Origin of the sequence: Paeniglutamicibacter sp. Y32M11, assembly GCF_019285735.1 — a bacterium.
Taxonomy (GTDB): Bacteria; Actinomycetota; Actinomycetes; order Actinomycetales; family Micrococcaceae; genus Paeniglutamicibacter.
Genome location: NZ_CP079107.1, coordinates 2,567,179 through 2,586,335, shown reverse-complemented (window position 1 = coordinate 2,586,335; position 19,157 = coordinate 2,567,179). Strand labels below are relative to the sequence as shown.

The 19,157-nt window shown below is 61.6% G+C and carries 17 protein-coding genes and 1 tRNA gene; 16 read left to right on the top strand and 2 right to left on the bottom strand.

The genetic code is table 11. From position 1 onward, the window contains the following. Positions 1-45: 45 nt before the first annotated feature. Both KUF55_RS11360 and KUF55_RS11355 read right to left on the bottom strand, forming a co-directional pair. The gene (locus KUF55_RS11360) at positions 46-288 is read right to left on the bottom strand and encodes a hypothetical protein (protein WP_132358356.1); all 243 of its coding nucleotides are present in this window, start codon (positions 286-288) and stop codon (positions 46-48) included. Positions 289-340: 52 nt separating this feature from the next. Beyond that, a tRNA-Arg gene (locus KUF55_RS11355) sits at positions 341-416 on the bottom strand. 191 nt (positions 417-607) lie between these two features. Between KUF55_RS11355 and argS the strand changes: the two genes are divergently transcribed. The 16 genes from argS (at position 608) to atpA (ending at position 19,091) form a co-directional block, all read left to right on the top strand. After that, the gene (argS, locus tag KUF55_RS11350; RefSeq protein ID WP_218816711.1) at positions 608-2,248 is read left to right on the top strand and encodes an arginine--tRNA ligase; all 1,641 of its coding nucleotides are present in this window, start codon (positions 608-610) and stop codon (positions 2,246-2,248) included. Between the two features lie 6 nt (positions 2,249-2,254). Further along, complete coding sequence (gene lysA, locus KUF55_RS11345; protein ID WP_218816710.1) at positions 2,255-3,676, top strand: diaminopimelate decarboxylase; 1,422 nt, start codon at positions 2,255-2,257, stop codon at positions 3,674-3,676. Positions 3,677-3,684: 8 nt separating this feature from the next. Next, positions 3,685-4,971 carry a homoserine dehydrogenase gene (locus KUF55_RS11340; protein ID WP_218816709.1) on the top strand — a complete coding sequence of 429 codons (1,287 nt, stop codon included), beginning with the start codon at positions 3,685-3,687 and terminating at the stop codon, positions 4,969-4,971. Then, positions 4,972-6,072, top strand: coding sequence for a threonine synthase (thrC, locus tag KUF55_RS11335; RefSeq protein ID WP_132358348.1), 1,101 nt, complete (start codon positions 4,972-4,974; stop codon positions 6,070-6,072). It begins immediately after the preceding gene. 40 nt (positions 6,073-6,112) lie between these two features. Beyond that, positions 6,113-7,048 carry a homoserine kinase gene (gene thrB / locus KUF55_RS11330; RefSeq protein ID WP_218816708.1) on the top strand — a complete coding sequence of 312 codons (936 nt, stop codon included), beginning with the start codon at positions 6,113-6,115 and terminating at the stop codon, positions 7,046-7,048. Between the two features lie 346 nt (positions 7,049-7,394). Then, positions 7,395-9,656 carry a transcription termination factor Rho gene (gene rho, locus KUF55_RS11325; protein WP_218816707.1) on the top strand — a complete coding sequence of 754 codons (2,262 nt, stop codon included), beginning with the start codon at positions 7,395-7,397 and terminating at the stop codon, positions 9,654-9,656. 132 nt (positions 9,657-9,788) lie between these two features. Next, positions 9,789-10,871 (top strand): peptide chain release factor 1, encoded by a 1,083-nt coding sequence (prfA, locus tag KUF55_RS11320; RefSeq protein WP_132358342.1) that lies wholly within the window; start codon positions 9,789-9,791, stop codon positions 10,869-10,871. 7 nt (positions 10,872-10,878) lie between these two features. After that, on the top strand, positions 10,879-11,748 hold the full coding sequence (prmC, locus tag KUF55_RS11315; RefSeq protein ID WP_255556992.1) for a peptide chain release factor N(5)-glutamine methyltransferase: 870 nt from the start codon (positions 10,879-10,881) through the stop codon (positions 11,746-11,748). Between the two features lie 30 nt (positions 11,749-11,778). Beyond that, a complete protein-coding gene (locus KUF55_RS11310) occupies positions 11,779-12,684 on the top strand; it encodes an L-threonylcarbamoyladenylate synthase (protein WP_255556991.1) in 906 nt (301 codons plus the stop codon). Further along, complete coding sequence (locus tag KUF55_RS11305) at positions 12,681-13,799, top strand: MraY family glycosyltransferase (RefSeq protein WP_132358338.1); 1,119 nt, start codon at positions 12,681-12,683, stop codon at positions 13,797-13,799. Before KUF55_RS11310 ends, KUF55_RS11305 begins: the two co-directional genes overlap by 4 nt. 166 nt (positions 13,800-13,965) lie before the next feature. Next, positions 13,966-14,457: a hypothetical protein gene (locus KUF55_RS11300; RefSeq protein ID WP_218816706.1), complete on the top strand. Its 492-nt coding sequence runs from the start codon at positions 13,966-13,968 to the stop codon at positions 14,455-14,457. A 319-nt stretch (positions 14,458-14,776) separates the two neighbouring features. Further along, positions 14,777-15,583 carry a F0F1 ATP synthase subunit A gene (atpB, locus tag KUF55_RS11295; RefSeq protein WP_255556990.1) on the top strand — a complete coding sequence of 269 codons (807 nt, stop codon included), beginning with the start codon at positions 14,777-14,779 and terminating at the stop codon, positions 15,581-15,583. 101 nt (positions 15,584-15,684) lie between these two features. Beyond that, positions 15,685-15,900, top strand: a complete 216-nt coding sequence (locus KUF55_RS11290; RefSeq protein ID WP_071213157.1) for a F0F1 ATP synthase subunit C — start codon at positions 15,685-15,687, stop codon at positions 15,898-15,900. A gap of 76 nt (positions 15,901-15,976) precedes the next feature. Beyond that, the gene (locus tag KUF55_RS11285; protein ID WP_132358330.1) at positions 15,977-16,531 is read left to right on the top strand and encodes a F0F1 ATP synthase subunit B; all 555 of its coding nucleotides are present in this window, start codon (positions 15,977-15,979) and stop codon (positions 16,529-16,531) included. Continuing rightward, a complete protein-coding gene (locus KUF55_RS11280) occupies positions 16,531-17,343 on the top strand; it encodes a F0F1 ATP synthase subunit delta (protein ID WP_218816705.1) in 813 nt (270 codons plus the stop codon). Before KUF55_RS11285 ends, KUF55_RS11280 begins: the two co-directional genes overlap by 1 nt. A 110-nt stretch (positions 17,344-17,453) precedes the next feature. Next, complete coding sequence (gene atpA, locus KUF55_RS11275; RefSeq protein ID WP_132358326.1) at positions 17,454-19,091, top strand: F0F1 ATP synthase subunit alpha; 1,638 nt, start codon at positions 17,454-17,456, stop codon at positions 19,089-19,091. The last annotated feature ends 66 nt before the right edge of the window (positions 19,092-19,157 follow it).

Below are 19,157 nucleotides of genomic sequence, written 5' to 3'. Positions count from 1 at the left end.
GGGGGTAGAAATAATTCCCCATGATGACGAGGATTTATGTCAATTCTACCCAACCTCGATAGTTATTGTTTTCGCATAGGCCGAACGTGATCCCCAGTCGACACAACGTGTCCAGTGATATCGAAAAAAGAACAGCAATGCTAGGCGCTGGTGTTGGTTCTGGGGCCGCTTCACCGCCACATACAGCCTCAGCGCCCCATTTGGAATCAACGATTCGCCGCGGCGGCCTCGGTTGGTCAGCTCATCGAGATGTAGGACAAACCGGATGCCGGTCTTATGAGTGATCATGAAAAAAGCTCCTGTTGTTCCAGTAAAACTGGAACAACAGGAGCTTTTCTTTTGGTGCCCTCGAAAGGATTCGAACCTTCGACCTTCCGCTCCGGAGGCGGACGCTCTATCCCCTGAGCTACGAGGGCTTGTGCCGAAAATACTGTTTCACAAAATGTTTTCGGCTGGGAACGTAGACGAGCTTAGCAGGTGTGAACAGGTGAACCGCAAATCGACTCTCCGCTGAAGCCGTCCGGCCCACCAAATGTGCCGTTGATGTGTGCGACACCGCGACGTCATATCGTCCGATGGCGCCCACGGGCACCGCTATCCTTGAAGAGTGACTCCTGAAGAACTCTCCACAGCCATTTCCGCTTGCCTCCGTGATGCCCTCGACGCCGGCCAGATTTCCGTTGAAGTACCCGAGGCAGTGCGTGTGGAGCGACCGAAGAGTCGCGAACACGGGGATTGGGCCACCAACATCGCCCTGCAGCTGGGTAAGAAGGCGGGCATGAACCCGCGCGACTTCGCCTCGATCCTCGCTGATCGACTGACGCAAGTCGAAGGGATCTCCAAGGTAGAGATCGCCGGACCCGGCTTCCTGAACATCACCCTCGAGGCCGGCGCCGCGGGTGAACTGGCCAAGACCATCGTTGAGGCTGGCGCCGCGTACGGCACCAACGACACGTTGGCCGGACACATCGTCAACATGGAATTCGTCTCGGCGAACCCCACCGGCCCGCTGCACATCGGTCACACCCGCTGGGCAGCTCTCGGCGATTCGATCGCCCGTGTGCTCAAGGCCAGCGGTGCGTCCGTCACCTCCGAGTACTACATCAACGATGCCGGCAACCAGATGAACGTCTTTGCCCGTTCGGTCTACAACCGCCTCCACGGACTGCCGGTCCCGGAGGGTGGCTACCCGGGTGAATACATCAAGGAACTGGCCGATACCGTAGCCTCCGCTCACCCGGACATTCGCCAGCTCACCGAGGAAGCTGCCCTGCCGATCGTGCGCCAAGCCGCGTACGTCGCTCAGATGGCCGACATCAAGGAGACGCTGAACGACTTCGGCGTCGAGTTCGACGTCTTCTTCTCCGAGCAGGAGCTGCATGCCGGCGGTGCCGTAGAAAATGCCGTGGAACGCCTGCGCGAACAGGGTCACATCGATGACACCGATGGTGCCGTCTGGCTGCGCACCACCGACTTCGGTGATGACAAGGACCGCGTGCTGATCCGCGCCAACGGCGAGCCGACGTACTTTGCCGCAGACGCCGCGTACTACCTCTCGAAGAAGGATCGTGGTTTCCCCGAGAAGATCTACCTGCTCGGTGCCGATCACCACGGCTACGTCAACCGCCTCAAGGCCATCGCCGCCTGCGCGGGGGACGACAAGGACAAGAACATCGAGGTGCTGATCGGACAGCTGATTTCCGTCAACGGTGCCCGTCTGTCCAAGCGTGCGGGAAACATCATTGAGCTGCGCGACCTGATTAATTGGCTCGGTGCCGATGCCCTGCGTTACTCGCTGGGCCGTTACCCGGCCGATTCGCCGATGACGATCGATCCGGAACAGCTGAAGAAAAACACCAACGACAACCCGGTGTTCTACGTCCAGTACGCGCACGCACGCTCCATCGCTGCGGCACGAAACGCCGTGGAAAAGGGCGTCACGCGCACCGACTTCGACGCGACGCTGCTGACCCACGAAACCGAGAATGACCTGCTCGCAGCCCTGGGGCAGTTCCCCTCGGTTGTTGCCAAGGCCGCCACTCACCGCGAACCGCACCGCATTGCACGACACATCGAAATGCTGGCCGGTGCCTACCACTCCTGGTATGCAGCCTGCCGTGTCACTCCCGTGGGCGAGGGCGCCGTGGAACCGATCCACGGAACCCGCCTGTGGCTCAACGACGCCACCACCCAAGTCCTGGCCAACGGGCTTGACCTGTTGGGCGTATCCGCACCGGAAAAGATGTAAGGAACGATGACCTCTTCACCCCTCGCACCGGCTTGGCTTTCGCTGCCCGCCGATGTTAACGACCTGCGTTCCGTTCAATGGGCAGCCGGTGTGGCCCGGTCCGAGGGGGGTGAGCTCGCCGTTCAGGGCATCAAGGTTTCCGATCTGGCTCGCGAGTTCGGCACTCCGCTCTTTGTGCTGGACGAGGATGACTTCCGCGCCCGGGCTCGCGGCTTCAAGGAAGCCTTTGACGCTGCCTTCGAGTCAATCTGCGGGGGAGTGGATGTCTACTACGCCGGCAAGGCGTTTTTGAGCACCGAGGTGGCCCGCTGGGTCACCGCTGAGGGCCTGCGCCTGGACACCTGCTCCGGTGGCGAAATGGCCGTCGCCCGCGTGGCGCAGGTTCCACCGGCCAACCTGTCGCTGCACGGGAACAACAAGTCCGTGACGGAGATTCGTACAGCGCTCGAAGACGACCTCGGCCGCATCGTGGTGGACTCACTCGATGAGCTGGAGCGCGTCGCCCTGCTGGCCCGCGAAACCGGCAAGCGTGCCAACGTGATGTTGCGCCTGACCCCCGGTGTGCACGCCAGCACCCATGAATTCATCGCAACCGCGCATGAGGATCAGAAATTTGGCCTCTCGATGGTGCAGCTCGGTCAGGATGCCTCGCCGGCCACGACCGCCGTCGACTTTGCCCTGGAGCACCCGGAGCTGAACCTGCTGGGCCTGCACGCCCACATCGGCTCGCAGATCTTCGAGGCCGAAGGCTTCGCCCTGGTTGCGCAGAAGATGCTGACGTTCATGGCCGGGATCAAGGCGGCGCACGGCATCGAACTGCCCGAGCTGGATTTGGGTGGCGGCTACGGCATCGCCTACACCGAGGCCGACACCCCGCGTGAACCGGCGGTATTGGCGGCGGCCATGGCCGAGGTGGTTGCTGCCACCGCGGCCGAGCTGGGACTTAAGGTGCCACGCATCTCCATTGAACCCGGTCGCGCCATCGCCGGGCCCACCACCTTCACCCTCTACGAGGCAGGTGTGCGCAAGTCCGTCCAGGTGGAAACCGCGGACGGCAGCTTAGCGCCGCGCCGCTACGTCTCGGTGGACGGCGGCATGAGTGATAACGCCCGCCCGGTGCTTTATGACGCCGATTACACGGCGGTGCTGGCCAGCCGTGTGACGGAAAGTGAACCGATTATTTCACGTGTGGTTGGTAAACACTGCGAGTCCGGTGACATAGTCGTACGGGACGTTTACCTGCCCGAGGATGTTGCAGCCGGCGACCTTCTGGCCGTTCCGGGAACCGGGGCGTACTGCTGGGCACTGTCCAGCAATTACAACTACCTGGGTCGTCCGGCCGTGGTGGCTGTCCGCAATGGCGCCGCCCGCGCCATCATCCGCAGGGAAACCGAAGCAGACTTGTTGGCCCGCGATTTGGGAGCATAGTAAAACACGTGAAAACACTGAAGGTGGCCCTGCTCGGCTGCGGCAATGTTGGGTCCGAAGTGGCTCGCATCCTGCTCGCCGATGCACCGGTGCTGGCCGATCGCGCCGGAGCAAATCTTGAACTCAGCGGTATTGCCGTGCGCAACCTGGAGACCAAGCGCGATGCGCAGATTCCGACCGCGTTATTCACCACCGACGCTCCGGCGCTCGTTGATGGGGCAGACATTGTCATCGAGTTGCTTGGCGGCCTAGAGCCCGCCGGCGAGTTGATCGCCCGGGCCCTGTCCAACGGCGCCTCGGTCATCACCGGCAATAAGGCGCTGCTGGCGGCCCGCGGTGCCGAACTCAACGCCCTGGCCATCAAGCACGGTGCACAGCTGCGTTACGAGGCTGCCGTCGCCGGAGCCATCCCGATCCTTCGCCCGATCTCCGATTCGCTCTCCGGAGACCGGATCACCAAGATCATGGGCATCGTCAACGGCACCACGAACTTCATCCTCGACGCCATGGACACCACCGGCGCCGCGTTTGACGACGTGCTCGCCCAGGCGCAGGCGCTGGGTTATGCCGAGGCCGACCCGACGGCCGACGTTGAGGGTCACGACGCGGCCGCGAAGGCCACGATCCTTGCCTCGCTGGCCTTCCACACCGACTTTGACTTGGCCGATGTTCACTGCGAGGGCATCACCAAGATCACCGCCGCGGATGTCACTGCCGCGAAAGACGCGGGCATGGTCATCAAATTGCTGGCGATCGCCGAACGCTCGGCGGACGGCATTGGTGTGCGTGTGCACCCGACCCTATTGCGCCGTAACCACCCGCTGGCAGCCGTCCACGGTGCGTTTAATGCGGTGTTTGTTGAGGCAGAAAATGCCGGTGAGCTGATGTTCTACGGCGCCGGCGCCGGTGGCGCTCCCACCGCTTCGGCCGTCATGGGCGACACCGTCGCCGTGGCCCGCCGCGTGGTCTCCGGAGGTCCGCTGCCCGCCGTGGCGGCTCAGCAGCCGAACACCGCGCTGTCCTTTGAGCAGATCACCACCAGCTATGCGATCGGTTTGCGCGTCTCGGATGAATCCGGTGTGCTCGCAGCCATCGCTGCGATCTTCGCCGCGAACTCCGTCTCCATTGAGGCCCTGCGCCAAAGTGGAAGCGATAGCGTCGACGGTGGATCGGCGATGCTGCGCATCGTTACCCACCGCTCCACCGAATCAGCGTTGGCCGCTACCGTGGCCGCCGTCGCATCGTTGGATGCCGTCCAAGAAGTTACATCCGTCCTGCGAGTTGAAGGAAACTAAGTGGCCCACCAGTGGCGCGGAGTCATCCGCGAATATGCCGATCGCCTGCCCGTTGACGAAAACACCAAGGTCATCACCTTGGGTGAAGGCGGTACACCGCTGGTGTTCGCCCCGGCCCTGAGCGAACTCACCGGCTCGGAGGTCTACCTCAAGGTTGAGGGGATGAACCCGACCGGGTCCTTCAAGGACCGTGGCATGACCATGGCGATGACCGCAGCGGTCGCCGCCGGAGCCAAGGCAGTGGTGTGCGCCTCCACGGGCAACACCTCGGCCTCCGCTGCCGCCTACGCCACCCAGGCCGGGCTCAAGTGCGCGGTGTTGGTCCCGGACGGCAAGATTTCCATGGGTAAGCTCTCCCAGGCAATCGCCCACGGCGCGGAACTGCTTCAGGTTGATGGTAACTTCGATAACTGCCTCGAGGTCGCCCGCAAGCTCAGCGAGAACTACCCGGTCTTCCTGGTGAACTCGGTGAACCCGGCACGCATTGAGGGTCAGAAGACCGGTGCCTTTGAGGTCGTCGATTACCTGGGCGATGCCCCGGATTACCATGTGTTGCCCGTGGGCAACGCCGGAAACATCACCGCCTACTGGAAGGGCTACAAGGAGTACGCTGCCGAGTACACCAACCAGGCCGGCGAAAAGCTCGCACCGGTATCCACCAAGACCCCCATCATGTGGGGCTTCCAGGCCGCCGGTGCCGCACCGATCGTTTTGGGCCATCCGGTCACCGAACCCGACACCATCGCCACCGCGATCCGCATCGGTAACCCCGCCTCCTGGAAGCAGGCCGAAGAGGCCCGCGACGACTCCGGTGGCATCATCGACTCGGTGACCGACGAGCAGATTCTGGCGGCTCACCGCTGGCTCTCCTCACGTGAAGGCGTCTTTGTGGAACCGGGCTCCGCCGCTGGCGTTGCCGGGCTCATCAAGCATCACGCCGCGGGCAATGTTCCGGCCGGCAAAAAGATCGTCATCACCGTGACGGGTCATGGACTCAAGGACCCGGATTGGGCCCTGAAGACCGAAGACGGCTCGCCCGTCACGCCGACCAAGGTTGAGTTTGACGTGGTCTCGGTGGCTTCGGCCCTCGGCCTGTCCTAAGTACTCACCCACACCGGAAATAAGGAATACACAGACCCCCATGGCGCAGATCCAATCCGGACAGTCGATTGCGGTACACGTACCGGCCACCAGTGCCAATCTGGGCCCGGGCTTCGACGTGTTAGGACTTGCCCTTTCGGTGTGGGACACCCTGGTGGTGCACACCGTGGACGAAGCAGGCGTCCACGTGGCCATCACCGGGGAGGGTTCGCAAACCCTGCCCACCGATGAAACGCACCTGATCGCCAAGACGATCCTCGAGCGTTGGGCCGAACTGGGCTTCACGCCGGCGGGTCTGCGCATTGAGGCGAGAAACAACATCCCGCATGGTCGTGGCATGGGCTCCAGCGCCGCGGCCATGGTCAGCGCGTTGGCCGCCGCCGATGCCCTACTTCCCGCCGCCAGCCGTGGCGGCACCGAAGAAATCTTCCAAGCCGCTTCGCGCTGGGAAGGTCATCCGGACAATGTGGCACCGGCCGTCTACGGTGGGCTGACGCTCTCCTGGACCACGGATTCCGGATTCGGCACGGTACAGGGTGTACTGCATCCGGACATTGTTCCGGTGCTCGCCATTCCCGACATCGAACTGTCCACCGAGGCCGCGCGTGGGTTGTTGCCGGCCACGGTGCCGCACGCGGTGGCGGCGGCCAATGGGGGACGGGTGGGGTTGCTGATTCACGCCCTGGCCCACGACCCCGCATCCCTGATGGTTGGTACGCAGGATTTCCTGCACCAGAGCTTTAGGGCGCCGGCCATGGCACCCAGCGCCGAACTCATCGAGCACGTGCGTGCCGCCGGTTACGCCGCGGTGGTTTCCGGCGCCGGGCCCACGGTGATGATTTTGTGCGCGGGGCAGCAGCAAGCCCGTGCGGCGGCCGATGTTGTATCGGCGTTTGCCGCAGACCGTTCCGGGCCCAACTGGCGTGTCCAAATTGAATCGGTAGCGCCAACGGGTGTTAGAGTAGAAGTGCTTTAGCACCCGCTTGAAAAGAATCCTCCGGTTATATGTGGATGATTCACCGCGTTTCGTGCAGCCATCGATCTCTTCTCCTCGCTTTTGGCGGGCGGATCTTGGGGGCTTCGATCATCACAAACCATTTCTGCTGGGTCTGCAGGCACACCCACACCATCCGATGGACTCCGTCAACCTTGTTGGTGAATCGATCCCTTGGTGTGTCTCATGATCGACCGAAGCATCTGCCCTGATATTTGGGGCTGTGCACGGCCGAACCTTTCTCCCGCATCTGACGCGGGATAAAGGAGTAGTCAATCGTTGCGGATCTCTCTGATGCGATCCGCCCGACGAGGGGGAAGGAACCTTCGTGACCGAAACCACCAGCCTGACTGCAGGCGTGGAAGAAAACAACGCATCCAAGGGCGGCGGACTTGCCGGCCTAAAGCTTGCACAATTGCAGGTACTTGCGTCCCAGCTGGGAATTACCGGCGGGTCGAGGATGCGCAAGAATGATCTTGTCAGCGCGATCTCTAGCCACCAGCGCGGAGGCTCCGTCGCAGACCGCGACGCAGCCAAGGCCAAGGCGGAGCCCAAGGTTGAGGCAGCCGCCGCTACCGAGGCTGCCCCCGAAGCCAAGGCCCCGGCCAAGGCAAAAACCGCACCGAAGACCGGCAACCGCCGCTCCTCCAGCGCAGCAGCAACCAAGACCGAAACCGAAGCGGTTGCCGCACCGGTAGCTGCCGAGGCCAAGGCCGAAGCACCTGCTCGTCGCTCCCGCAGCCGCCGCGCCGACTCCAGCGGAACCGTGGCCGCGAGCACCGAGACCGTAGCTGCACCGGAACCGGCAGCAGCCCAGGCACCCGCCGTGGAGGAACGCGCACCGCGACGTAACACCCGCTCACGCCGCGCCGATTCCAATGGCAACGCACCGGTAGCCACCGAAGCCCCCGCCGAATCTGCTCCCGCAGCAGTGGCCGAGGCCCCCGCCGCCGAAGCCGCCGAATCGGGCAGCCAGAACAACGAGGCACGCGCCGAACGTTCCGAACGCCCGGAGCGCAGCGAGCGTAACCGCAATCGTCGTGATCGCAACCGCAACCGTCGCGAGAACAACAACGAGTCGAACGACACCGTTGAAGCCGTCGAGGCTCCGGTCCAGGCTCAGGCTCAGGCTCAGGCTCAGGCACAGGACGAAAAGTCTGCCGAGAACCGTGGCGAAGAGCGTAACCGCGATTCCTCCGAGGAGCGCAACACTAATCGTCGCGAGTCCGCCGAGGATCGCAACGCCAACCGCCGTGAGCGCAATCGCGAACGCAATGAGCGCAACCGCGAACGCAATGCGAACCGCAATGACCGTGGCAACGACCGCGGTGAGCGCAATGACCGTTCCGAGCGCAACGATCGTAATGACCGTAACGCCAACAACCGTCGCGGCCGTGGCCGCAACCAGCCCGATGTTGATGACACCGAGCTGAATGACTCCGACGTCTTGCTGCCGGTCGCCGGCATCCTAGACGTGCTGGATAACTACGCCTTCATCCGCACCTCCGGTTACCTTGCCGGTCCCTCGGACGTTTACGTCACGCTGAACCAGGTCAAGAAGTACAACCTGCGTAAGGGCGATGCCGTGGTGGGCGCCATCCGCGCGCCGCGTGAAAACGAGAACGCTTCCTCACGTGCCAAGTTCAACGCTCTGGTCAAGCTCACCGCGATCAACGGCAAGAACCCGGAGGAGAACACCAACCGCGTTGACTTCTCCAAGCTGGTTCCGCTCTACCCGACCGAGCGTCTGCGTCTGGAAACGGACCCGAAGCTCATCGGCCCGCGTGTTATTGACCTCGTGGCCCCGATCGGTAAGGGCCAGCGTGGCCTGATCGTTTCCCCGCCGAAGGCCGGTAAGACGCTGATCTTGCAGTCCATCGCCAACGCCATCACCACCAATAACCCCGAGGTTCACCTCATGATGGTTTTGGTTGATGAGCGTCCCGAGGAAGTCACCGACATGCAGCGCACCGTGAAGGGCGAGGTTATTGCCTCGACCTTCGACCGGCCCGCCGATGACCACACCACCGTGGCCGAGCTCGCCATCGAGCGCGCCAAGCGCCTGGTGGAAATGGGCATGGACGTGGTGGTCCTGTTGGACTCGATGACCCGTTTGGGACGTGCCTACAACCTGGCCGCTCCGGCTTCGGGCCGCATCCTTTCCGGTGGTGTCGATTCCTCGGCACTGTACCCGCCCAAGCGTTTCTTCGGTGCTGCTCGCAACATCGAAAACGGCGGCTCGTTGACCATTCTGGCCACCGCGTTGGTGGAAACCGGCTCCAAGATGGACGAAGTCATCTTCGAGGAGTTCAAGGGCACCGGCAACATGGAGCTTCGCCTGTCCCGCCAGCTGGCGGACAAGCGCATCTTCCCGGCCGTTGATGTTAACGCCTCGGGTACTCGCCGCGAAGAGAAGTTGCTCTCGCCCGACGAGGTCAAGATCATGTGGCGCCTGCGCCGCGTGCTCTCGGGCCTCGACACCCAGCAGGCGCTGGAGACCCTCACGGGCAAGATCCGTGAGACGGCCTCCAACGCCGAGTTCCTGATGGTCATCAACAAGACCACGCTGGGTTCCAAGAACGACGCCTAGCTGCCCTATACGCCCAGTTTCACCGTGTCCGGACACCCGGACCGGTGAAGCTGGGCGTTGGTCGTTAAGCCCCCACGATCCCTTTTCGTTCCCTACACTGGGAACCACAGTCGTAGTGAAAGAAGTTCAACCATGTTTGAGTCCGTACAGGGACTACTCGATGAGCACGCAGCCCTTCAGGCCCGCCTCTCGGATCCCGCCGTTTACCAAGATCAGTCCGTCGCCCGCAAGCTGGGGCGCCGCTCCGCGGAGCTCAACGGCATTGTTGAGGCGCACAAGCGCTGGAAGCAGGCCACCGAGGACCTGGAAACCGCGCAGGAAATGGCCGATGAGGACCCCGACTTCGCCGCCGAGGTTGAAGAGTTGAACGAGAAGCTGCCGGTGCTTGAGGAAAAGCTGCGCCGACTGCTGATCCCGCGGGATCCCAATGACGCGCGCGACGTGATCCTCGAGGTTAAGGGTGGCGAGGGTGGCGACGAGGCAGCACTGTTCGCCGCCGATCTGCTGCGCATGTACACCCGCTACGCGGAGACCAAGGGCTGGAAGACCGAGCTGATCTCGTTTAACGAATCCGACCTCGGCGGCTACAAGGACGCCCAGATGGCCATCAAGGGTAAGTCGAGTGACCCGGCCCAGGGCGTGTACGCACACCTGAAGTTTGAGGGTGGGGTGCACCGCGTGCAGCGCGTGCCGCAGACCGAGTCCCAGGGCCGCATTCACACCTCCGCCGCCGGTGTTTTGATCCTGCCCGAGGTTGACGAGCCCGAAGAAGTTGACATCCACCCGAACGACCTGAAGGTCGATGTGTACCGTTCCTCGGGTCCCGGTGGCCAGTCCGTGAACACCACCGACTCCGCGGTGCGCCTGACTCACATCCCCACCGGCATTGTGGTGGCCATGCAGAATGAGAAGTCGCAGATTCAGAACCGCGAGGCCGCCATGCGCGTGCTGCGTTCCCGTCTGTTGGCTCACCAGCAGGCCATCATCGACGCGGAGAACTCCGATATCCGCAAGTCGCAGGTGCGCACCATGGACCGCTCCGAGCGCATCCGTACCTACAACTACCCGGAAAACCGGATTGCCGATCACCGCACCGGCTACAAGGCCTACAACCTTGACCACGTGATGAACGGCGAGCTGGATCCGTTGATCAACTCCTGCATCGAGATGGATGAGCAGCAGCGTCTTGACGCCATCGGCGGGGACAAGGAGTAGCTCCACCGTGACCCACACCCCTTCCGGCGCGACGCTGGCGCAGGTGCTGGCCACCGCGACCGCGGTGCTTGAAGCCGCGGATGTCCCCTCACCGAAGGTTGATGCCGAGCTGTTGGCTGCCCACGTGTTGGGGGTCAGCCGCGGCCGGTTGGCTACGATGGTGATGCTGGGGGAGTCGTTCTCCGAATCCGACGCTCCGGCCTTTGCGCAGCTGATTGCTTCGCGGGCAGAGCGCATCCCGCTGCAGCACCTCACCCAGGTGGCCTACTTCAGGTACCTCGACCTGTTTGTGGGCCCGGGTGTTTTTGTGCCGCGCCCGGAGACCGAGTCGGTTGTGCAGCTGGCCATCGACGTGGCGGGCAGCCTGAAGAACCCGCTGATGGTGGATCTGGGCACCGGATCCGGAGCCATCGCCGGTTCGCTGGCGCACGAGGTCCCCGGTGCCCGCGTGTATGCGGTGGAGCTGTCCGAGCAGGCCTACGCCTACGCGGCGCGCAATCTGGAACCGCTGGGGGTCACCCTGGTGCGTGGGGATCTCACCGATGCCCTGCCCGAACTTGATGGACGCTGCGATGTGGTGGTCTCCAATCCGCCCTACATCCCGGCCAACGCCGTACCGCGGGAACCCGAAGCCAGGGACCACGATCCGGCGATGGCCCTGTACGGCGGCGGGGAGGACGGCATGGTGCTGCCACGGGCGGCCGCCGCCTCGGCCGCTCGGCTCTTGCACCCCGGCGGCTACTTCGTGATGGAACATGCCGAGGTCCAGGCCCCGGCGATGGCGGCGATGTTCAGGACCACCGGGCACTGGGAGAATGTGAAGACTCATCAAGACCTGAACGGACGCGACCGTGCCACCAGTGGCGTCCGCCGCTGAATATCCCACCAGACATGGAAGAATGATCACGTGACTTCACGTTTTGACGCCCACGACAGCATTGACCTCGAAGCAGGGCTCGAGGCGGCGCGCACGGCACTTGCGGCTAACCGCTGCATTGTCATGCCCACTGACACCGTTTACGGCATTGCCGCCGATGCATTTTCCGCCCAGGCCGTTGCCACGCTGTTGGCAGCCAAGGGCCGGGGCCGCTCGATGCCGCCTCCGGTGCTGATGCCGGCCATGGCCACGATGGACGGATTGGCCACCGATGTGCCATTGGTCGCCCGGAACCTCGCGGAGAAGTTTTGGCCCGGCGCCCTCACCCTGATTCTGCCGGCCCAACCGTCGCTCACCTGGGATTTGGGGGAGACCCGCGGAACGGTGGCGCTTCGAGTCCCGGACGATGAGGTGGCCCGCGCCCTGCTACGCACCACCGGCCCCTTGGCCGTTTCTTCGGCTAATCGCACCGGCCACCCGGCGGCAGCAACCGCCGCCGAAGCCTTTGACCAACTCGGAGAATCGGTGGAGGTTTATCTGGAGGCCGGGCCGCGCCCCATCTCGGGTGAGGCCCTGAGCTCCACCATCATCGACTGCACGCTCACCCCGCCGCGCGTGGTGCGTGCCGGTGCGCTGAGTCTGGAGCAGCTGCGAACCGTAGCGCCGGAACTCTTGGACATCGATGGCCACTCGGCGATCGACGAAAATGCAGACGCTGTCGTGCCCATGGAGGCTGTCGAGACCTCCGAAGCTACCGACGTTGCGGATGCCGCCGTGCTCGGTGAGGACGTTCAGAGAACAGAATCCGTAGAGACTGCCGTAGCAAAACCGGCTTTTGAGATCGATGCCGATGCCGAAACCACTCCCGGCACCTCCGCTGCACAGCAGGAGGACACGAACGGAGTAACGGCGGGGGAGTCTCCCCGCGAATCATGAGAAGTTATCTGCTGCTGATCGGGATCGCCTTCATGACCTCGTATCTGCTCACTCCGGTCATGCGTGTTGTGGGCTCGAGGTTAATGCCGCAGCAACCGGTGCGCGCTCGTGACTTCCATAAGGTCCCGACTCCGAAGCTCGGCGGTGTGGCCATCGTTGGTGGGCTGTACCTCGGGATCGGCGTGGCCTCGCAGATCCCGTTCTTCCACGGGATCTTCAAATCGGCGGAGCCCATCCGCGGGGTATTGATTGGTCTGGGCATCATTTTGGTGATGGGGATCCTCGATGACCTGATTGATCTGCGGTGGTGGATCAAGCTCATCGGACAAATCGCGGTGGGCCTGGTCATTGTCCAACACGGAATCTTGCTCAAGGCACTTCCGGTCGGCTCGTTACACATAGATTCCCCGGTACTGCAGGTGGTTGTCACGGTGCTGGTCATCGTGGGAACCATGAACGCCATCAACTTCGTTGACGGGCTCGACGGACTCGCCGCCGGCATCTCGGCGATCGGTGCCGCAACCTTCTTTGTATACAGTTACCTGCTCGCTACCCGCGTCAGCGACGAGGATTACTCCAACTTCTCCGCCCTAATGTGCGCCGTTCTGCTGGGTGCAACACTGGGTTTCCTGCCACACAATTTTCAGCCAGCGTCCATCTTTATGGGGGAGACTGGGGTGCTGGCCATTGGCCTGCTCTTTGCGGTTTCCACCTTGGCTGTCACGGGCGATGTGCTGGGAGAGGACGCTTTCCGCTTCCGGAATGTTCCGGCGTTTATGCCGGTGATTCTCCCGGTCGCCGTCATAGTGCTGCCATATCTTGATTTACTGCTTTCCATCATCAGGCGTAGTGCCAAGCGGAAGTCCCCCTTCAGCGCCGATCGCGGCCATATCCATCACCGCCTCGTCGATCTGGGTCACAGTCCTCGGGCGGTAGTTCTGATCCTGTATATGTGGGCCGCGCTGGTCGCCTCAGGGGTGGTAGTTATTTCCCTGGCAGACCGTAGAATTGCCATTCCCCTTTATATTGCTGCGTTTATTTTGGTGACGTTAATCACGTGGATGCCGATGCTCGAGCGGGCTCGAGCTCGGGCTAGGCGCAAGGCCGCGCGTTAGGTTTTATCCGTTGGCCCCACCCGTGGACGCCTCACGTGGGACGCTCCTTCTATCTCGTGTAGAATTCAAGTTGCCTCCTTGTGGGGCTCGCTCACATCAATCCTTCATGACAGTCAGGGCGACCTGCTATTTTGGCCGCTTCTGTATACAAGGGAACTGGGATTTCATGATCAAGCCGGAACGCGGCTCAAGAACCAACGGTGCGCTTGTCGTAGCGTCGGCTCCGCGCTCCCCTTGGATGGGGATTCTGAAGACCTGCACGGCCTACACCGCTGGTGCCGGACTCGTTCTCTCCCTTGCCGCATGGCCGATTCTGAGTGGGGTAATCGCCGGTTCCTTGGCATTTGGGTGCGCTTTGATTGTCGTTTTCTTCGGCGTCAGCCTCCTTGTTGCCGAGTTGGCCGGGAGATATCGCGCCAGCTGGGCGCTTCCCGCCTTCTTGTTCATGTATATGGCCAAGATCTTAGGCATGGGTTTTCTGGTGCTCTTTGCTTCATTGCCATCATGGGTGCTTGCGCCCTATTTCATGTGGGGCGCCATTGGTTCCCTCGTGCTGTGGCAGTTTGGCGAGATCCGCGCCTTTTCCCGGGCACGGCTGCCCATTTTTAATGACGATGATCCATCGCCTTCCGATTCCTCGGGAGGCAAGCGTGGATAACTCTGAACCAGACCGCTCCTTAGAGCCGAAGTTTGCCTCAGTGCGTGAGTACGCCAACTACATTATTGGCGGGTTGATCGCGTGGGGTTTGATAGGCTGGGGTCTGGATCTCTTGCTGGATACTCGCTGGATTGTTTTCCTCGGTGCGCTCTTAGGTGCAACGGCTGGATACTTTCTCGCTCGCCACCATTTACGGCATCGAAGCCGTGGGTTGCCGCCAAGTGATGAGATCGACCATTAGAACTTCACACGGTGAATGGCGCCCTGCGCCGAATCACCAAATTTGTCCCATGACCGAAACTGCAGAGAGGACAGCGCGTTGACCGCGTTTGCGCTTCCGACGGCCACTGAACCTTACGTCCCGCCGTCGATATCCGACACCCACCTTCCCGAGGTGCTGCCATGGTTAGCCGAGTACGGGACTGGTTTCGGCAAGCAGATGATCATGATCATCCTCTCGATCATCTTGATCGTGTGGTTCTTCAAGTCAGCTATTAAGAACCCCAAGTTGGTTCCAGGCAAGGCACAGTTCCTTGCCGAAAGCGCTTACGGATTCGTCCGTAACGGCGTGGGCCGCGACATCATTGGCGAGAAGAACTTCGCTCAGTGGGTTCCGTTGCTGTTTGCGACCTTCTTCTTCGTCTTGCTGAACAACCTCTTCGGGGCTATCCCGTTCCTTCAGCTCCCTTCCTTCTCCCACGCTGGTTCCGCCTACGCCATGGCCATCATTATCTATGGCACCTGGATCGCAGTCGGCGTGAAGAATCACGGAATTCGCTACTTCAAGCTTGCCGTCGTCCCTTCGGGCGTCCCGAACTGGATCATGCCGCTGATGGTGCCGTTGGAAATCATTTCCAACTTCATCGTTCGTCCGCTGACTCACTCGTTGCGTTTGATGGCGACAATGCTTGCCGGCCACATGATCGTGATGCTTGCCTCTACCGGCGCTCGTCACTTGATCATGGTGCAGGAGTCCTTGGCCCTGAACGCCGTTGGTGTTCTGGTCATCGTTGGCTCCGTAGCGATGTACTTCCTTGAGCTCCTAATCATGGTTCTGCAGGCGTTTGTATTCACCCTGCTGACCGCTATCTACATCCAGGGTGCCCTGGATGCAGACGCCCACTAAGCACTTCGGGCTCGCACTAACTCACTAAAAGTTTTCCCCCTTGAATGGGGGAATGACCTCACAACCTGCCGACAGAGTGTCGGTATCTTGAAAGGAACGAAATGGAACTCCACGGCTCCCTTAACATGATCGGCTACGGCCTGGCTGCAATCGGCTCGGCCATCGGCGTGGGCATGATCTTCGCTGCTTACATCAACGGCGTTGCACGCCAGCCGGAAGCACAGCGCATCCTGCAGCCGATCGCTATGCTTGGCTTCGCCCTTGCAGAAGCACTGGCAATCTTGGGCCTCGTCTTCGCCTTCGTCGTCGGCGCGTAGTTTCTCTTGATGGTGGCCCTGCCACTAGTGCAGGTGTCATTACAAGTTGGAACTTAAGAGATAAGGAAGAGTGAGAATGATCAGCAACGAATTGATCCTCGCAGCAGAAGCGGGCGCAAACCCGCTGCTTCCGAACCCGTGGGAAATTCTTGTCACTGCTGCAGGCTTTGCTGTCCTGTTGTTCATCGTGGTCAAGTACATTGCCCCGGCATTCGAGAAGTCCTACCAGGACCGTGTCACGGCCATCGAGGGTGGACTTGAGAAGGCAGAAGCCGCACAGGCAGAAGCTAACGCCACCCTGGAACAGTACAAGGCACAGCTGCTGGAAGCACGCACCGAAGCCAACCGTATCCGTGAGGATGCGCGCGAAGAAGGTGCACTAATCCTGGCTGAACTCAAGACCAAGGCAGCAGAAGAGTCCGCTCGCATTACTGAGCAGGCTCACCGTCAGATCGAAGCAGAGCGCACCGCAGCAGTTACCTCGCTGCGTGCCGAAGTTGGAACTCTGGCAACCTCGTTGGCTAGCAAGATCGTCGACGAAGCGCTTGAAAACGATGAGCGTTCAGCTCGCGTAGTCAACAAGTTCCTGGCAGATCTGGAATCCCAGCAGAACGCGGGTGCATCGAACTAATGGCAGGTGTATCGAGCGAGTCACTGGCCGCGGCACTGACGTCGTTGGAAACCAAGCTTGCACACGCGTCCTTGGAATTGTCAGCTGAGCTGTTTGGCGCCGTCGAGGTTCTTGACGGCAACGCCGGCCTGCGTCGCGCACTGACTGACCCGGCCCGCGGAGCTCAGGACAAGGCGGGGCTTGTAGCCTCGCTGTTGCGCGGAAAGGTTTCGGCAACTGCCGAATCCACCGTTGCAGAATTGGCCTCCTCGCGCTGGAGCTCGGCACGAGACATTGGTGATGCACTGGAAACCGTGGCGGCAACTGCCGCCATCGCGGTTGCCGAGCGTCAGGACGGTTCCGCTGGCCTGGAGAGGCTCGAAGAAGACCTCTTCGCGTTCATCCGAGTTGTTGGATCCAGTCATGATCTGCAACGTGCACTCGATGATCCACAGGCATCGACCGAAGCCAAACGCGCCCTGGCGCTGCGTCTTCTGCCGAACGCCAGTGCCGCATCCGCATTGTTGATCCGCCAAGCTGTCTCGGCACCGCGTGGGCTCAAGCCCATCGCGTTGCTGGAGCGCTTCGTGGAATTGGTGGCAAAGCGTCAGGAACGCTGGATTGCTTCGGTGAGCGTCACCCGTGACCTCACCACCGAGCAGCTGGCGCGCCTGCAGGCAGGCCTGAACAACCTCTACGGTCGAGAGTTGAACATCAACGTCGAGATCGACCCGGCACTAGTCGGCGGAATCCGCGTAAAGGTGGGCGATGAGGTTGTTGACGCAACTATCGCTACCCGCGTGTCGGATCTGCGCCGCAGGTTGGCAGGCTAGACAGTACCTTCGGGTCTGTCTTGCCAGCCAGTCACCATAGACTGAATCAAATTTCGGTTACCGCTACGATTCACCGCGGTAATCACAACTTAGGAGAGCAGGGACTGCAGATGGCCGAATTGACCATCAACGCCGACGACGTCCGCAATGCCTTGAATGAGTTCGCAGCGTCCTACGAACCGGGCAAAGCAGAGCGCACCGAGGTCGGCCGCGTAACTACGGCAAGCGACGGCATCGCCAAGGTGGAGGGTCTTCCCTCCGTCATGGCGAATGAGCTGCTTCGCTTCGAAGACGGCACTCTGGGCCTGGCCCAGAACCTTGACACCCGCGAGATCGGTGTTGTCGTCCTTGGCGACTTCGCCGGCATCGCCGAAGGCCAGCGCGTTGAGCGCACCGGCGAGATCCTTTCGGTTCCGGTTGGCGACGCCTTCCTGGGCCGTGTGGTTGACCCGCTGGGTGAGCCGATTGATGACCTGGGCCCGATTGCTTCCACCGCACGTCGTGCGCTGGAAACTCAGGCTCCTGGCGTGACGCAGCGTAAGTCGGTTCACGAACCGTTGCAGACCGGCATGAAGGCCATCGACGCAATGATCCCGATCGGCCGTGGCCAGCGTCAGCTGATCATTGGTGACCGTCAGACCGGTAAGACCGCTCTGGCCGTTGACGCGATCATCAACCAGAAGGCCAACTGGGCTTCGGGCGACACCAACAAGCAGGTCCGCTGCATCTACGTGGCAATTGGTCAGAAGGCATCGACCATTGCTGCAGTGCGCCAGACCCTTGAAGCCAACGGTGCGCTGGAATACACCACCATTGTTGCTTCGCCGGCATCTGACCCGGCCGGCTTCAAGTACCTGGCACCGTACGCCGGTTCGGCCATTGGCCAGCACTGGATGTACGACGGCAAGCACGTTCTGATCGTCTTTGATGATCTGTCCAAGCAGGCCGAAGCTTACCGCGCCGTATCGCTGTTGCTGCGACGCCCACCGGGACGCGAGGCCTACCCAGGCGACGTGTTCTACCTGCACTCTCGCTTGCTCGAGCGTTGTGCAAAGCTCTCCGACGAACTCGGAGCAGGCTCGATGACCGGTCTGCCGATCATCGAAACCAAGGCAAACGACGTTTCGGCATTCATCCCGACCAACGTCATTTCCATCACCGACGGCCAGATCTTCTTGCAGTCGGACCTCTTCAACGCTAACCAGCGTCCGGCAGTCGACGTGGGCATCTCGGTGTCCCGTGTTGGTGGCTCGGCGCAGATCAAGGCGATGAAGAAGGTTGCCGGTACGTTGAAGCTCGAGCTGGCCCAGTACCGCGACATGCAGGCATTCGCCATGTTTGCCTCGGACCTGGATGCCGCTTCGAAGCAGCAGCTGACCCGTGGCGCTCGCCTGATGGAACTGCTCAAGCAGGGACAGTACGCACCGTTCCCGGTTGAGGATCAGGTTGTCTCCGTGTGGGCCGGTACCAAGGGCTACCTGGATGATGTCCCGGTTGAAGACGTTATGCGTTTCGAAACCGAGTTCCTGGCTCACCTGCGTCACCGCACCAACGTCCTGACCGTGATTGCCGAAACCGGCAAGCTCGAGGACGAGACCGTGGAATCGCTCAAGTCGAACATCGCCACCTTCAAGGCTGGCTTCTTCGGTGAAGGTGACGACCAGCTGGTCGCCGCCGGTCACGAAGAATTTGATGCTTTGGCTGAAGGTTCTGTTGACCAGGAAAAGATCGTCAAGCAAAAGCGCTGACATCTCCTTTGATTAGTGGTTGCCGCGCCACCTCGCGCGGCGCGGCAACCTCTACAAAGGGATAAG

Bases quoted from the DNA above. Each gene is read 5' to 3' on its own strand.
- KUF55_RS11360 (WP_132358356.1), bottom strand. From the start codon at position 288: ATGATCACTCATAAGACCGGCATCCGGTTTGTCCTACATCTCGATGAG.
- lysA (WP_218816710.1), top strand. From the start codon at position 2,255: ATGACCTCTTCACCCCTCGCACCGGCTTGGCTTTCGCTGCCCGCCGAT.
- thrB (WP_218816708.1), top strand. From the start codon at position 6,113: ATGGCGCAGATCCAATCCGGACAGTCGATTGCGGTACACGTACCGGCC.
- prfA (WP_132358342.1), top strand. From the start codon at position 9,789: ATGTTTGAGTCCGTACAGGGACTACTCGATGAGCACGCAGCCCTTCAG.
- KUF55_RS11305 (WP_132358338.1), top strand. From the start codon at position 12,681: ATGAGAAGTTATCTGCTGCTGATCGGGATCGCCTTCATGACCTCGTAT.
- KUF55_RS11300 (WP_218816706.1), top strand. From the start codon at position 13,966: ATGATCAAGCCGGAACGCGGCTCAAGAACCAACGGTGCGCTTGTCGTA.
- KUF55_RS11290 (WP_071213157.1), top strand. From the start codon at position 15,685: ATGGAACTCCACGGCTCCCTTAACATGATCGGCTACGGCCTGGCTGCA.
- KUF55_RS11285 (WP_132358330.1), top strand. From the start codon at position 15,977: ATGATCAGCAACGAATTGATCCTCGCAGCAGAAGCGGGCGCAAACCCG.
- KUF55_RS11280 (WP_218816705.1), top strand. From the start codon at position 16,531: ATGGCAGGTGTATCGAGCGAGTCACTGGCCGCGGCACTGACGTCGTTG.
- atpA (WP_132358326.1), top strand. From the start codon at position 17,454: ATGGCCGAATTGACCATCAACGCCGACGACGTCCGCAATGCCTTGAAT.